The organism is Amycolatopsis sp. N2S4-7 (genome assembly GCF_058119595.1).
Genome location: NZ_CP172299.1, coordinates 9,142,241 through 9,156,903, shown reverse-complemented (window position 1 = coordinate 9,156,903; position 14,663 = coordinate 9,142,241). Strand labels below are relative to the sequence as shown.

Annotated in this window: 12 protein-coding genes and 1 riboswitch; of the genes, 4 read left to right on the top strand and 8 right to left on the bottom strand. The window is 73.1% G+C overall.

Annotation, left to right across the window (positions count from 1 at the left end):
- Positions 1 to 103: 103 nt before the first annotated feature.
- Positions 104 to 1,084 carry a DNA polymerase III subunit delta gene (gene holA, locus ACH54P_RS43025; RefSeq protein ID WP_489909051.1) on the bottom strand — a complete coding sequence of 327 codons (981 nt, stop codon included), beginning with the start codon at positions 1,082 to 1,084 and terminating at the stop codon, positions 104 to 106.
- A 147-nt stretch (positions 1,085 to 1,231) separates the two neighbouring features.
- Positions 1,232 to 1,365: riboswitch (SAM riboswitch) on the top strand.
- A 13-nt stretch (positions 1,366 to 1,378) separates the two neighbouring features.
- Here holA and thrC point away from each other — a divergent pair.
- Positions 1,379 to 2,644 carry a threonine synthase gene (thrC, locus tag ACH54P_RS43020; protein WP_489909050.1) on the top strand — a complete coding sequence of 422 codons (1,266 nt, stop codon included), beginning with the start codon at positions 1,379 to 1,381 and terminating at the stop codon, positions 2,642 to 2,644.
- A 42-nt stretch (positions 2,645 to 2,686) separates the two neighbouring features.
- On the opposite strand, the gene ACH54P_RS43015 is transcribed toward thrC, so the two are convergent.
- From ACH54P_RS43015 to nadD, 7 genes are all read right to left on the bottom strand, one after another.
- The gene (locus tag ACH54P_RS43015) at positions 2,687 to 5,059 is read right to left on the bottom strand and encodes a ComEC/Rec2 family competence protein (RefSeq protein ID WP_489909049.1); all 2,373 of its coding nucleotides are present in this window, start codon (positions 5,057 to 5,059) and stop codon (positions 2,687 to 2,689) included.
- Positions 5,056 to 5,772 carry a ComEA family DNA-binding protein gene (locus ACH54P_RS43010; RefSeq protein ID WP_489909048.1) on the bottom strand — a complete coding sequence of 239 codons (717 nt, stop codon included), beginning with the start codon at positions 5,770 to 5,772 and terminating at the stop codon, positions 5,056 to 5,058. Before ACH54P_RS43010 ends, ACH54P_RS43015 begins: the two co-directional genes overlap by 4 nt.
- A gap of 165 nt (positions 5,773 to 5,937) precedes the next feature.
- Positions 5,938 to 6,795: a DegV family protein gene (locus ACH54P_RS43005; RefSeq protein WP_489909047.1), complete on the bottom strand. Its 858-nt coding sequence runs from the start codon at positions 6,793 to 6,795 to the stop codon at positions 5,938 to 5,940.
- Between the two features lie 4 nt (positions 6,796 to 6,799).
- A complete protein-coding gene (gene octT, locus ACH54P_RS43000; protein ID WP_489909046.1) occupies positions 6,800 to 7,528 on the bottom strand; it encodes a diglucosylglycerate octanoyltransferase in 729 nt (242 codons plus the stop codon).
- Between the two features lie 3 nt (positions 7,529 to 7,531).
- Entirely contained in the window at positions 7,532 to 8,146 is a 615-nt protein-coding gene (locus ACH54P_RS42995) for a histidine phosphatase family protein (RefSeq protein WP_489909045.1), read from the bottom strand.
- Positions 8,143 to 8,538: a ribosome silencing factor gene (rsfS, locus tag ACH54P_RS42990; protein WP_489909044.1), complete on the bottom strand. Its 396-nt coding sequence runs from the start codon at positions 8,536 to 8,538 to the stop codon at positions 8,143 to 8,145. The genes ACH54P_RS42995 and rsfS overlap by 4 nt, the downstream gene beginning before the upstream one ends.
- 59 nt (positions 8,539 to 8,597) lie before the next feature.
- Positions 8,598 to 9,191 (bottom strand): nicotinate-nucleotide adenylyltransferase, encoded by a 594-nt coding sequence (gene nadD, locus ACH54P_RS42985; RefSeq protein WP_489909043.1) that lies wholly within the window; start codon positions 9,189 to 9,191, stop codon positions 8,598 to 8,600.
- A gap of 173 nt (positions 9,192 to 9,364) precedes the next feature.
- Here nadD and ACH54P_RS42980 point away from each other — a divergent pair, with 173 nt between their 5' ends.
- The 3 genes from ACH54P_RS42980 (at position 9,365) to argS (ending at position 14,655) form a co-directional block, all read left to right on the top strand.
- A complete protein-coding gene (locus tag ACH54P_RS42980) occupies positions 9,365 to 11,476 on the top strand; it encodes a RecQ family ATP-dependent DNA helicase (protein WP_489909042.1) in 2,112 nt (703 codons plus the stop codon).
- Between the two features lie 98 nt (positions 11,477 to 11,574).
- Positions 11,575 to 12,861 carry an MFS transporter gene (locus ACH54P_RS42975; RefSeq protein WP_489909041.1) on the top strand — a complete coding sequence of 429 codons (1,287 nt, stop codon included), beginning with the start codon at positions 11,575 to 11,577 and terminating at the stop codon, positions 12,859 to 12,861.
- Positions 12,862 to 12,930: 69 nt separating this feature from the next.
- Entirely contained in the window at positions 12,931 to 14,655 is a 1,725-nt protein-coding gene (gene argS, locus ACH54P_RS42970; protein WP_489909040.1) for an arginine--tRNA ligase, read from the top strand.
- Positions 14,656 to 14,663: the final 8 nt, after the last annotated feature.

Below are 14,663 nucleotides of genomic sequence, written 5' to 3'. Positions count from 1 at the left end.
CCGGCCCGACGCGAAGGCCTCGCGGCTTGCTGGGCCCGGAGACCCGCGGTGAGCTGCAGCAGGCGCTCAGCCTGACATCAGCCGAGGCTTCGCGAGCCGTCGGTCAGCGGTCGCCCTTGGCGGCTGCCACCTGGAGGACCGCTCGCTCCAAGGCGTAGTTGGGGTCGGCCGCCACGCCCTTGACCTCGGCGTTCAACCTCGCCACCACGCGCATCGCCGTGGCCAGGCCGTCCTGGTTCCAGCCGCGCGACTGGCCCTGGGCCTTGCGGACCTTCCACGGCGGCATGCCCAGCTCGCCGGCCAGCTGATTCGGGTTGCCGCGGCCCGCTCCGGAGACCCGGGCGATCGTGCGGACCGCGTCGGCCAGGGCGTCGGCCACCAGAACGTGCGGGACGCCCAGCTGCATCGCCCAGCGCAGCGACTCCAGCGCCGCCGCGCGGTCGCCGCTGACCGCCTTCTCCGCGACCGCGAACCCCGTCACGTCGGCGCGGCCGCGGTGGTAGCGGTGGACCGCTTCGGCGTCGATGGTGCCGCCCGTGTCCGCGACCAGCTGCGTCGCCGCCGAAGAGAGTTCCCGCAGGTCGGAGCCCACGGCGTCGATCAGCGCGGCGACCCCGGCCGGGTCGATCTTGCCGCCCACCCGGCGCACCTCGTGCCGCACGAACTGCTCCCGCTCGGCGGGCTTGGTCAGCTTCGGGCACTCCGTCACCTCGGCGCCGGCCTTCTTCAGCGCCGCCGGGAGGGACTTGCCCGCCTTGCTGCGGCCGCCGCCGGTGTGCACCACGACGAGGACGATCCCGTCCGCGGGGTCCTTCAGATAGGCCGCCACGGCGTCGGCCAGTTCCTGCGAGATGTCCTGCGCCGCTTCGAGGACGATCACGCGGCCCTCGCTGAACAGCGACGGGCTGACCAGTTCGGCCAGCTCGGGCGCTGTGAGATCCGACACCCGCGCCCGGGTCAGCTCGGCCGTCGCGTCCATCGCGCGGGCGGCGGCCAGCGTCTCGCGGACGGCCCGCTCGATCAGCAGTTCTTCCTCGCCCAGCACCAGGTGCAGCGGGGCCGGGGCGGTGGCTTGCGCGGTCACCGGTGAATCCTCTCACTTGCTCAGTCGTGCGCCCGCTCCGGTGATGTGGAGCGGACACCATGGCAAGGCTCGAGCGCCGTGTCGTACGGTGTAACCGAGGCGGCCCGCCCCGGATCATCCGGCGTGCGCGCACCGACAACTGAATACCGCTCATCCAGAGGGGCAGAGGGAACGGCCCGACGAAGCCCCGGCAACCGGCGTACAGCCCGTCATCCCGCGATCGCGGGGTAGCTGACGACCACGGTGCCAATTCCGGCCCGCTCCGGCGGGGCAGATGAGGAAAGGAACCTCGCGATGACCGCAACCCTCGGCACGACCTCCACCACGAAGACCCCGGATCTCGGTCCCGCCGTCGAACTGGTGTCGAAGGAAGAGGGTCACCGGCAGCCGCTCGCCCCCGAGTTCGTCTCCGCGGAGGACTTCTCGCCGCTCGAGGTCGCCTACGACTTCGGCCGCGTCCGCCGCGAAGACATCGAGGCCGGCCCGAAGAACATCTGGCGCTACAAGAAGCTCCTCCCGGTCCCGTCCAACGTCGAAGAGATCCCCAACACCGAGCCCGGCGCGACCCGGCTGGTCCGCGCCGACCGCCTCGCCAAGGAGCTCGGCCTCAAGCGCGTGTGGGTCAAGGACGACACCGGCAACCCGACGCACTCCTTCAAGGACCGCGTCGTCGCCGTCGCGCTGGCCGCGGCCCGCGAGTTCGGGTTCGAGGTGCTCGCCTGTCCGTCGACCGGCAACCTGGCCAACGCGACGGCCGCCGCCGCGGCCCGCGCCGGCTGGCGGTCGGTCGTGCTGATCCCGAAGACCCTCGAGCGCGCCAAGATCCTCACCACCGCGGTGTACGACGGCGACCTCATCGCCATCGACGGCAACTACGACGACGTCAACCGCCTGGCCACCGAGCTGGCCGGCGAGCACCCGAAGTGGGCGTTCGTGAACGTGAACGTCCGGCCGTACTACTCGGAAGGCTCGAAGACGCTCGCCTTCGAGGTCGCCGAGCAGCTCGGCTGGCGCATCCCGCCGCAGATCGTCGTGCCGATCGCCTCCGGTTCGCAGCTCACCAAGGTGGACAAGGGTTTCCGCGAGCTGGGCCAGCTCGGTCTCGTGGAGGCCAGCCCGTACAAGGTGTTCGGCGCGCAGGCGACCGGCTGCTCGCCGGTGTCGGCCGCGTTCCGCGCCGGCCAGGACGTGGTCCAGCCGGTGAAGCCGGACACGATCGCCCGTTCGCTGGCGATCGGCAACCCGGCCGACGGCCCGTACGTGCTCGACATCGTCAACCGCACCGGCGGCGCGATCGAGGACGTCACCGACGAAGAGGTCGTCGAAGGCATCCGGCTGCTGGCCCGCACCGAGGGCATCTTCACCGAGACGGCCGGCGGGGTCACCGTCGCCACGGCGAAGAAGCTGGTCGAGACCGGCAAGCTGGACCCGGACGCCGAGACCGTGCTGCTGATCACCGGCGACGGCCTCAAGACCCTCGACGCGATCGAGAACCACGTCGGCCCCAAGGCGACCCTGCCGCCGTCGGCCGCCGCCGTGAACGAGGCACTCGGCTACTGATCTCCGCCCGAGCCGGGGCGGGCCACCCGGCCCCGCCCCGGCTCACCGGCGCGGCGGGCCGCGCGGCTCACCCCGGCGGACGATCGCCGTTCCGGCGACCACTGCGGTGTCGCCGTCCTGGTCGGTGCGGGTGACGAGCGCCCCGAGCGCGGCCAGGCTGTCCATTGTGGACCGGTTCGGGTGCCCGTAGGTGTTGCCCGCGCCCACGCTGACCAACGCCACCCGCGGCGCCACCGCCGCGAGGAACGCCGGCAGTGAGTAGCGACTGCCGTGGTGAGGGACCTTCAGCACCTCCGCTTCCAGGTTGCCGACGTCGGCCAGCAGATCGGCCTGCGCCGCCAGTTCGACGTCACCGGTCAGCAGCACGCGGCCGGCCGGGGTTTCCGCTCGCAGCACCACCGAACTGTTGTTGATCGTGGTGCCGTCCTGCTGCCCGGCCGAGCGGGCCGGTACGTACCGCGGGCCGAGCACGTCGAGTGAGAGCCCGGGCCACTCCAGGCGCTCCCCCGGGTTCAGTTCCACCAGCGGCACCGCCTGCCGGGCGGCCTCCGCCGCGACCTGCCGCCACGCCCACTCCGGCGCCCGCCCGGGCCCGACGGCGATCCCGCCGACCGCCCGGCCCTCGAAGACCGACGCGAGCCCGCCGATGTGGTCGGCGTGCAGGTGGCTCAGCACCACGAGCGGGATCCGGTCGACGGCCAGCCGGTGCAGGCACTCGTCGACCGGCCCCGGCTCGGGCCCGGTGTCCACGACGACGGCCCGTCCCGGCTCGGCGGTCGCCAGCACGACGGCGTCGCCCTGGCCGACGTCGCACTCCACCATCGCCCAGTTCCGCGGTGGCCACGCCGGCGCGAACACCCGGACCGGCACGAACACCAGCAGCGCGCCGACGACGAGCACCGCCATGAGCAGCCGCACCCGCCGGTGCCGGGCCGCCAGGACCAGCACCGCGAGGACGGCGGCCGCGAGCAGGCCGCCCGTCCAGCCGCCGGGCCAGGCGACGACCGCACCCGGGGCCCGCGCGCCGTGCCGGGCGACCGTGATCAGCCACCGCGCCTCCGGGCCGGCCAGGTGCACCAGGACCTTCCCGGCGCCCGGCCACCACGGGCCGGTGACCGTCGCCAGCACGCCGAGCACCGTCGCCGGCGCCACCACGGGTGCGGCGAGGACGTTGGTGAGCACCGAAACCAGGCTCACCGAGCCCGCCATGCCCGCGAGCACCGGCGTCGTCACCAGGAAGGCCGCCAGCGGGATCGCCAGCCCTTCGGCGACCCCGGGTGGGACGCCGCGGCGGACCATGGCTCCGGCCCAGCGGGGCGCGAGCAGGACCAGCCCGGCGGTGGCGACCACCGACAGCGCGAAACCGAAGTCCGTGGCCATCGCCGGATCCGCCACCACGAGCACGCACACCGCGAACGCCAGGGCGGGCAACGCCGAGCCGCACCGTCCCAAGGCCAAGGCGAGCAGCGCGACGGCCGCCATGACGCCGGCGCGCAGCACGCTCGGCTCCGGGCCGACCAAGACGAGGAACCCGGCCAGGCACGTCCCGGCCGCCACCGCCGACAGCCGGGGCCCGAGCCGGAGCAGCCGGAGCAGGAGCAGCACCGCCCCGCAGGCCACGGCGAGGTTCCCGCCGCTGACCGCGGTGAGGTGGGCGAGGCCCGCCGTGACGAACTCCTGCTCGACCCGCGGCGACAACGCGCTCGTGTCCCCCAGGACCAGGCCCGGCAGCAGGCCGGCGGGTTCGTCCGGGAGGTCCTGGCACAGGTCGTGCAGGCCGGCGCGCAGCCCGGCCGCCGCCCGCTGCCACCACGGCGCCGGGCCGGGCTCTCCCGGCGGGCCGCGCACGGACAGCACCGCGACGGTCAGGTCCGAGCCGCGCGGCGGCATCAGCAGGCCGGTTGCCGCGACCTCTTGGCCGGGCACCAGCAATGCCCACCGCGCGACCGGCGCCAGCAGCAGGACGCGCCCGGACGACTGCACCGGCCGGCCGTCGACGGACGCCGCGCGCACGTCGGCCGCCAGCACGACCGACCGGGCCCCGGCCTGCCGATCGGCGTACCCGGCGCTGCGCACGGGCTTCGGGCGTTCGGCGACGACGACCCGCAGCGCGGCAGGAAGCCCTTGGGCCGACGCGGCGCGCAGGTCGTCACGCTGCGCGTCGCGGATCCGCCAGGCGACCGGACCGGCCGCGACAAGACCCAGGACCAGCAGGGCCGCCGCGGCGTCGAGGGCACGAGGTCTTTGGCGGGTCCGCCAGAGGATCAGCCCAGCGACCGCTGCCGAGGTCAGACCGACTGCCACGGACGTCCACCAGCCGAGGAGCAAGCCTGCGAGCGCGGCCAGCCAGCACGCCAGAGCCGCCGGGACCAGACGCATGTCCTGCCGGGTGTCGGTCGCGGGAAGGGTGCTCATCCCACCGTCACCTGCTCCCGCAACCGCGCGAACTTGCTTTCTCCGATGCCGTCCACGTCGCGGAGTTGCTCGACCTTCGTGAAGCCGCCGTGGTCCGTGCGCCACTGGACGATTCGCTTGGCCATCACCTCGCCGACGCCGGGGAGGGTGTCCAGCTGGTCCGGGGTGGCCGCGTTCAGGTCGACCTTGCCGCCCGCCGCCGAGGGGGCACCGGGAGCTGGTGCGGGGGCCGGGATGCCGACCGCCAGCTGCTCGCCGTCGGTTACCTTGCGGGCCAGGTTCAGCGCGCCGAGGTCCGCGCCCGGGTCGGCTCCGCCCGCCGCGCGCAGGACGTCCGCGACCCGGGCGCCCTGGGGCACCGTGATCAGGCCCGGCGACCGGACGCGGCCGATCACGCTGACGACGAGGCCGGGCGGAGGTGCGGCCCGCGCCTCGGCCGCCGGTTTGGCGCTGGGCAGGGCGGGCGGTGGCTCCGGCACCGGACGGCCGCCGAAGAGGGCGACCGAGCCGAGGACGATCACCACGACCGCCGCGAGGACACCGGCGAACGCCCACCGGCGGCGGCCGGCCGGAGCCGATCCGCCCGGCAGCCAGCGCCGGACCAGCCGGCCGCCGGGGCCGACCGTGCTCTCGTCCGGCGAGAGCTGGTCGGCCAGCCAGGCGAGCCGGTCGTTGACGGGGAGGCCCGGATCCCGGGCGGGCTGCTCGAACACACGATCGACGTTAGGGCCCGCGGGGAGGCGTCCGACAGGGGTGCCGCCGCGTTCTGTGGACAACCGGGGTGCTGTGGACGGATCCCGCCGGCCCGGGCCGGGACCGGCCGTTTCCGTCGTACCCGGGTGGCATGCTGGAGGGTTCGGCGCGCCGCCCGGCCGGGGCTAGCGGCGGGCCGGGACCGTGCGCTGGACGACCACGCCCAGCACGCCCGGACCGGTGTGCGCCCCGATCACCGCGCCCAGCTCGGAGACCACGCACCCCGCCGAGCGCGGGACGGCCTCCTCCAGCCGGTTCGCGAGCGCGACCGCCCGTTCCGGCGAGGCGAGGTGGTGGACGGCGAGCTCGACGTCGCCGTCTTCCGCGGCCTGGGCGGCGAGTTCGACCAGCCGCGCGATCGCCCGGTTCATGGTGCGGACCTTCTCCAGCGGGAGGATCCGGCCGTCGGACATGTGGAGCACCGGTTTCACCGCCAGCGCCGTGCCGAGCAGCGCCGCCGCCGGGCCGATCCGGCCGCCGCGGCGCAGGTGCTCCAGCGTCTCCACGACGAACAACGTCGACGAGCAGCCGGCCGCCGTCACCGCCGCGGCCTCGACTTCCGCCGCCGAAGCTCCGCGGCCCGCCGCGGCCGCCGCGCGCAACGCGGCGAACCCGAGCCCCATCGCCGTGGTGCGGGAGTCGACGACGCGGACCCGGTCCGGGCCGACCTCCTGCGCCGCCAGCACCGCCGCTTCCCAGGTGCCCGACAGCTCGCGCGACAGGTGCACCGACACGATCGCGTCCGCGCCGTCGGCGAGCGCCGCGCGGTACTCCTTGACGAATTCGGTGGGCGTCGGCCGGGACGTCGTGACGATCTTGCGCTGGCTCATCGCCTCGGCGACCGCCGCCGGGCCGGTCTCGACACCGTCGAGGGAAACCACGCCGTCGACCAGGACGTGCAGCGGCACCACCCGGACCGCGTGCCGCTCGGCGAAGCCCTCCGGCAGGTGGGCGGTGGAATCCGTGACTACGGCGACCGACACGCCGTCAGCCTACGTGGCCGGGGGCCAGCACCGGCGCCATCAACACGGACATCGCCGCGCCCACCGCCGCGTGCCCCGGCCAGCCCCAGTGCATGCCGTCGGGGTTGCCCGCGCCGCTGAGCACGTGCTCCCCCACGACGGCTTCGAGGTCCAGCAACGGAACTCCCGCCCGGGTCCCCCAGGCCGCCATCGCGGCCGCCGCGGCCGGGCGTGCGGTGTGGACGTTGCCGTACGCCGCCGCGCGGTGCACGGACGGCAGCATGCCGAAGATCGGCAGTTCGGGCCGCAGGACGCGCAGCGCGCCGACCGCCGTGTCGAGGTACTGCACGGTGAGCTTGGCCGGCAGCACCGCGGGACGGCCGCGGAACGCGACCGACAGCCGCGGCTGCGCGGCGAGGTAGGCCTTGCGCACCACCCGCCGCACCGGGTCGGGCCGCAGGTACCGCAGCCCGGTGCGCAGGTAGGTCGGCAACGGCGAAGGCAGCGTGTCCATGCTGCCGACCGCCAGCACGACGGCGTCGACGTGGTGGAGGTCGGCCCAGACGCGCGGGTCGCCGGTCAGCGACCACCAGGCGTCGCGCGCGGTCCAGCCGATCCCGGCGACCAGGTCGGCGGTGCCGCCGAGCGCGGCGGCCGCGATGTTGGGCCACAGCCGCGGTTCGTCCGCGGCGCAGGGTCCCTCGGGACCGTGAAAGCTCAGCGAGTCGCCGAACACCAGCAGGCGGGGCCCCATCGGCTAGCCGTGCATCCCCGCGTTGTAGGCGTGCAGCCGCCACTTGCCGTCGCGCCAGCCCAGCTCGACCCAGTGGCAGTTCTGGATCCCGCCCAGCGACGGCCAGATCTCCACCGGCAGCTTCAGCAGCCGCGCGGTGAGCGCGATGATCAGTCCGCCGTGCGCGGCCAGCAGGACGGTCTCGCCCACCTCGGAGTTGGCCTGCTGCAGGTCCACGACCACTTCGCTCGCGCGGTCGGCGACGTCGAGGCGGTTCTCCCCGCCCGGCGGCGCCCAGGTCGCGTCCGTGCGCCAGCGGGCGCGCTCACCGGGGTAGGCCTGGTCGACCTCCGCGCCGGTGAGCCCCTGCCATTCGCCGAGGTGCGTCTCGCGCAGCCGCTTGTCGATCCGCAGCGGGACGCCGATCGCGTCGGTGAGCACGGTGGCGGTGTCGGTGGCGCGGCGCAGGTCGGACGCGATCACGAGGTCCGGCGAGAACCGGGCCAGCGCGGGCACCGCGAAGCGGGCCTGGTTCCAGCCGACCGGCGTCAGCGCCGAGTCGAGGTGACCCTGCATCCGCCCGGCGGCGTTGTAGTCCGTCTCGCCGTGGCGCCAGAGCACCAGCCGCCGCGGGCTCACGGGACGTCCGGGTCCTCGTCGGCGGGTGGCTCCTCGAGACCGGCCACCTCGATGCGGGGGCAGTCCTTCCACAGCCGCTCGAGGCCGTAGAACGTGCGCTCTTCGACGTGCTGGACGTGCACGACGACGTCGACGTAGTCGAGCAGCACCCAGCGCCCTTCGCGGGCGCCCTCGCGGCGGACCGGCTTGTGCCCGCCCAGCCGCAGCTTCTCTTCGACGTTGTCGACGATCGCGCCGACCTGGCGCTCGTTGGGCGCGGAGGCGATGACGAAGGCGTCGGTGATGACGAGCTGCTCGGACACGTCCAGCACGACGACGTCGCTGGCCTTCTTGTCCGCCGCCGCGTGTGCGGCCGCTACGGCCAGCTCTCGTGCCTCGGACGTGGCTGCCACGGTGCTCCTTCTCAGATCGGGTTCGCCCGAGAAGGGTACCCGCCGGGACCAGCCGCGCTTCAGTCGCTCTTCCGGTAGAGATCCTTCTTGGCGATGTAGCGCACGACGCCGTCGGGAACGAGGTACCAGACCGGCTCCCCGCGTTCGACGCGATCGCGGCAGCCGGTGGACGAAATCGCCATCGCCGTGACCTCGACGAGACTCACCTTGCCGCTGGGCAGGTGGTGCGAATTGAGCCGGTAGCCGGGCCGCGTGACGCCGATGAAGTGCGCGAAGTCGAACAGCTCGTCGGCCTTGTGCCAGGTCAGGATCTGCTCGAGCGCGTCGGCGCCGGTGATGAAGAAGAGCTGGTCGTCGGGGTACTCGGCGTGCAGGTCGCGCAGGGTGTCGACGGTGTAGGTCTGGCCGCCGCGGTCGATGTCCACGCGGCTGACCGAGAACACCGGGTTGGACGCGGTGGCGATGACCGTCATCAGGTAGCGGTCCTCGGCCCTCGTCACCTGGCGGCTGGTCTTCTGCCACGGCTGGCCGGTGGGGACGAAGATCACCTCGTCGAGCCCGAACCGGGACTGGACCTCGCTGGCCGCGACGAGGTGGCCGTGGTGCACGGGGTCGAACGTGCCGCCCATGACCCCGATCCGCCGTGGTGACATGACTCGAAAGCCTATACAGCGGAACCGGGAGCCGTCCGGTGCTGTTCGCCACCTCCCCCGACCGGGCAGGACTTGTGATTCAGGTCACATTACGGCCGGTATTCGACACGAACGGTCCGTTCGCGACGCCGCCGATTCCCGGTCTGTCGGTGCCATGGGGTAGACGTGGGGACGTGGACACCACCGGCACCACCCCAGCCCTCCGCGACCGCGCCGAAACCCTCCTCCGGGCACTGGCCGGCGACTCGGCGAAGCTGCGCGAAGACCAATGGACGGCCATCGAGGCCCTGGTCGCGCACCGGCGCCGCGCGCTCGTCGTGCAACGAACCGGGTGGGGCAAGTCCGCGGTGTACTTCCTGGCCACGGCCCTGCTGCGGGAACAGGGCAGCGGGCCGACCGTCATCGTGTCGCCCCTGCTCGCGCTGATGCGCAACCAGATCTCGGCGGCGGCGAGGGCCGGGATCCACGCGGCGACGATGAACTCCGCGAACCCGCAGGAGTGGGACCAGGTCCAGGCGGCGGTCGCGGCCGGCGAGGTCGACGTCCTGCTGGTCAGCCCCGAACGGCTGAACAACCCGGACTTCCGCGACAACGTGCTGCCGAAGCTGACCGCCAGCACGGGCCTGCTGGTGGTCGACGAGGCGCACTGCATCTCCGACTGGGGGCACGACTTCCGGCCGGACTACCGGCGCCTGCGCACGCTGCTGGGCGACCTTCCCGACGGCGTGCCGGTACTGGCGACCACCGCGACGGCGAACGACCGCGTGGTCACCGACGTCGCCGAGCAGCTGGGCCTCGGCACCGGCGGGGACACGCTGGTCCTGCGCGGCAGTCTCGACCGGGAAAGCCTGCGGCTGTCGGTGTGCCGGCTGCCGACGTCGCAGGCGCGGCTGGCCTGGCTCGCGGAGCACCTGGCCGAGCTGCCCGGCTCGGGGATCATCTACACGCTGACCGTCGCGGCGGCGCACGACGTCGCGTCGCTGCTGAAGGACCGCGGCTACCCGGTGGCGGCCTACACCGGCAAGACCGACCCGGCCGACCGGCAGGCGGCCGAGGACGACCTGCTCGGCAACCGCGTCAAGGCCCTGGTCGCGACGTCCGCGCTGGGCATGGGGTTCGACAAGCCGGACCTCGGGTTCGTCGTGCACCTCGGCGCGCCGTCGTCGCCGATCGCGTACTACCAGCAGGTCGGCCGCGCCGGGCGTGGCGTGGAGCGCGCCGAGGTCGTGCTGCTGCCCGGCGAGGAGGACCGCGCGATCTGGGCGTACTTCGGGTCACTGGCCTTCCCCGACGAGCTGCGGGTGACGCAGGTGCTGAACAGCCTCGCCTACGCCCACCGTCCCCTTTCGACGGCCGCGCTCGAGCCGTCGGTGGAGCTTTCCCGGTCCCGCCTGGAAATGGTGCTGAAGGTGCTGGACGTCGACGGCGCGGTCCGGCGCGTGAAGGGCGGCTGGGAGAGCACGGGCGAAGACTGGCAGTACGACCGCGGGCGGTACCAGCGGGTCGCGGAGGCGCGCGACCGCGAGCAGGACGCGATGCTCGGCTACCTGGCGACCGACGGCTGCCGCATGGAGTACCTGCGGCGGCAGCTCGACGACCCGGACGCGGCGCCGTGCGGGCGGTGCGACAACTGCACCGGCAAGCACTGGGACACGACGATCGCCGACGAGGTCGTCGACGCGACGCGGGAACGCCTGCAGCGGCCCGGCGTCGAGGTCGCGCCGCGGAAGCAGTGGCCGACGGGGATGTCCTCTTTGGACGTTCCGGTGTCCGGCCGGATCTCGGCCGACGACCAGGCCGAGCCCGGGCAGGTGCTCGGGCGGCTCACCGACGTCGGCTGGGGCAACCGGCTGCGGGAGCTCGTCGGCGCCACGGCGCAGGACACCGACGTGCCCGACTCGGTGTTCAAGGCCTGCATCCAGGTGCTGGCCGGGTGGCAGTGGGCGGAACGGCCGGTGGCGGTGGTCGCGGTGCCGTCGTCGACGCGGCCGCGGCTCGTCTACAGCCTGGCGACGCGGCTGGCCGAGGTCGGCAGGCTGGACTTCCTGGGCGCGCTCGACGCGGACGGCCCACCGCCGCGGCAGGCGAACAGCGCGCAGCGGCTGGCCGACCTGTGGCGACGGCTGAGCATGCCGGCCGACCTCGCGGCGACGTTGCCGGGCGGGCCGATCCTGCTGGTGGACGACGTCATCGACACGGGCTGGACGATGACGCTCGCCGCACGCCTGCTGCGGCGGGCCGGGGCTCCGGCGGTCCTGCCGTTCGCGCTGGCGAGCACGGCGTAAGGGAGAGGAGGACAAGGAACCGGCCGGGTCGGGATCTTTCGCACCGCGAACGAATGTGGCAAAGTCCCGTTCCACCTTCGGGTGACGTGGAGGCCGCCATGACCGAGTCCACCGTGCGGGTGACCCAGCGGCACCGGCTGCCGGTGCGCAAGCTGTTCGCGGCGAGCGCGGGCAATGCGCTGGAGTGGTTCGACTGGACGATCTACGCGACGTTCAGCATCTACTTCGCCAGCGCGTTCTTCCCCGCCGGGAACGACACCCTCGCGCTGATCAACACGTTCGCCACCTATGCACTCGCGTTCTTCTTCCGGCCGCTCGGCGGTGTCCTGCTCGGCCGCTTCGCCGACACCCGGGGCCGGAAGCCCGCCATGATCCTCACCATCCTGCTGATGGCCGGCGGCTCGGTGGCGATCGGGCTGTTGCCGACGTTCTCGCAGGTCGGCTGGCTGGCGCCGCTCCTGCTGCTGCTCGCCCGCGTCGCGCAGGGGCTTTCGCTCGGCGGGGAGGTGTCGAACGCGTCGGCCTACCTGGGCGAAATCGCGCCGCCGGCGCGTCGCGGCCGGTACTCGGCGTTCTTCTACATCTCGACCGGGTCGGCCGTGCTGGTCGCGACCGTGCTCGGGTTCGTCCTGGCCAGGACGCTGGACAAGGCCGAACTCTCGTCGTGGGGCTGGCGGCTGCCGTTCCTGCTGGGCGGCGTCTTCGGCCTGGTCGGGCTGTGGCTGCGGCGCAGCCTCGCCGAAACCGAGCTGTTCGAGCAGACGAAGACCAAGGCCCGCAAGATCGAGCGCCCGCTGCTGACGACACTGACCCACCACCCGAAGGCCGTCGGCCGGCTCGTCGGCTTCACGATGCTCTCGACCCTTTGCTACTACACGTTCTTCAGCGCGCTCACGTCTTTCGCGGTGAAGACCCGGCACGCCGACGCCGACGCCGTCTTCCTCGCCCTTTCGGTGGGCACGGCGTTGTTCATCGCGCTGCAGTACCCGCTCGGCGCGCTGTCGGACCGGGTCGGGCGGAAGCCACAGCTGCTGGTCTGGTCCGGGGCTACCGCGGTGGTCGTCGTGCCGCTGTCCACTTTGATCGGACCGAACGTCGGCGGGCTGCTCGTGGTCTTCTGCGTCGGGCTCGGGCTGTACACCGCGATGACGTCGATCGCGCCGGCCATCATGAGCGAGCTGTTCCCCACCGAGCTGCGCGGGCTGGGGATCGGGGCCTGGTACAACCTGACCGTCGCGATCTTCGGCGGTACCGCCCCGCTGCTCATCACGCTCTTCGGCACGATCTCGCCGACGCTCTACTTCTGGTACGTCGCCGCCGGTGCCGCCATCGCGTTCGCGGTGATCCTCACCCTGCCGGAGACCAAGGGCAGCGAGCTGCGGTAATCCCTTCGTCACCGGTCGGTCACGCTCGCTACGCTGCGGGCTCCGCGACCGAACCGAAGGAGGGACACCGTGCAGCAGACCGCCGACGTTACCGAGGAGCTGGCGCGCCGCGTGGTGGCCGCCGCCGGCCGGGCGCTGGACGTCGAGCTGACGCCGGAGCAGGCGCTGATCCAGGCGTCGCCGCGCGAGGGCGTCGACTACCAGGGCAACCTCGCGATGAGCCTGGGCAAGCGGCTCGGCCGCCCGCCGCGCGAGGTCGCCCAGGCGATCGCCGGGGCGCTGGAGCTCGACGGCATCGCCGATGCCCCCGAAATCGCCGGGCCGGGCTTCCTCAACTTCGTGCTGCGCAGGGAATGGCTCGAAGCGCGCACCGGCGCGCTGCTCGGCGATCCGCGGCTCGGCGTGCCGGAAACCCCGGCGCCCCGGCGGATCGCGCTCGACTACAGCAGCCCGAACGTGGCCAAGGAGATGCACGTCGGGCACCTGCGCTCGTCGGTGATCGGCGACGCGCTCGCCCGCCTGCTACGCTTCGCCGGGCACGAAGTGCTGCCGCACAACCACCTCGGCGACTGGGGCACGCCGTTCGGCATGCTCATCGAGCACCTCGCGGACGCGCCCGCCGGGCAGCGCGCGATCGCCGACCTCGATGCCTTCTACCGCGAAGCGCGCCGGAAGTTCGACAGCGACGAGACGTTCGCGACGCGGGCACGCAGCCGCGTCGTGCTGCTGCAGAGCGGCGACGAAGAGACGCTGGCCAGCTGGCGGGAGCTCGTCGCCGAGTCGACCCGGCACTTCAACGAGGTCTACGCCCTGCTCGGGATTTCCCTGACGGACGCGGACATCTACGGCGAGAGCTTCTACAACCCGTACCTCGCCACCGTGGTCGACAACCTCGAAAAGGCCGGGCTGACCGAGGTCAGTGACGGCGCCGTCTGCGTGTTCCCCGAGGGGTTCCGCAACCGCGAAGGCGACCGGCTGCCGCTGATCGTCCGCAAGCGCGACGGCGGCTACGGGTACGCCGCCACCGATCTCGCCACCGTCCGGTACTGGACGGCCGAGCGCGGCGCGACGGACCTGCTCTACGTCGTCGGAACGCCGCAGGCACAGCACTTCGCGATGCTGTTCGCCACCTGCCGTGCGGCGGGCTGGCTGACCGGCCACGCCGAACACATCGGCTTCGGCACGGTGCTGGGTGCCGACGGCAAGACCATGCGGACCCGCGCCGGCGAGACGATCAAGCTGGCCGACCTGCTCACCGAAGCCGTGACGCAGGCCGCCGCGGTCGTCGCCGAACGCAGTGAGCTCGACGCGGCGGGACAGGCGGAAGTGGCCCGGGCGGTGGGCATCGGCGCGGTGAAGTACGCCGACCTGTCCGGTGACCGCGAACGCGACTACGTCTTCGCCTGGGACCGGATGCTCGCCAAGGAGGGCAACACCTCCGTGTACCTCCAGTACGCGCACGCGCGGACGCAGTCGATCCTCCGGAAGGCGGGCGGACGGCCGGACGGCACGCAGGTGCTCCTGGAAGCGCCGGCGGAACGCGCTCTGGCGCTGAAGCTGCTTCGGTTCGGCGAAGCACTGAAGGCGGCGACGAGCGCCTACGCGCCGCACAAGCTCTGTACGTACCTGTACGAGACGGCGGTCGCGTTCTCCCGGTTCTTCGAAGAATGTCCGGTCCTGAAAGCAGCTTCGCCCGAGTTGCGCGCGTCCCGGCTCAGGTTGACTACGCTGACGTCGCAAACGCTCGTGCTCGGGCTCTCCCTGCTCGGCATCGAAGCGCCCGAACGGCTTTAGCGGAGACC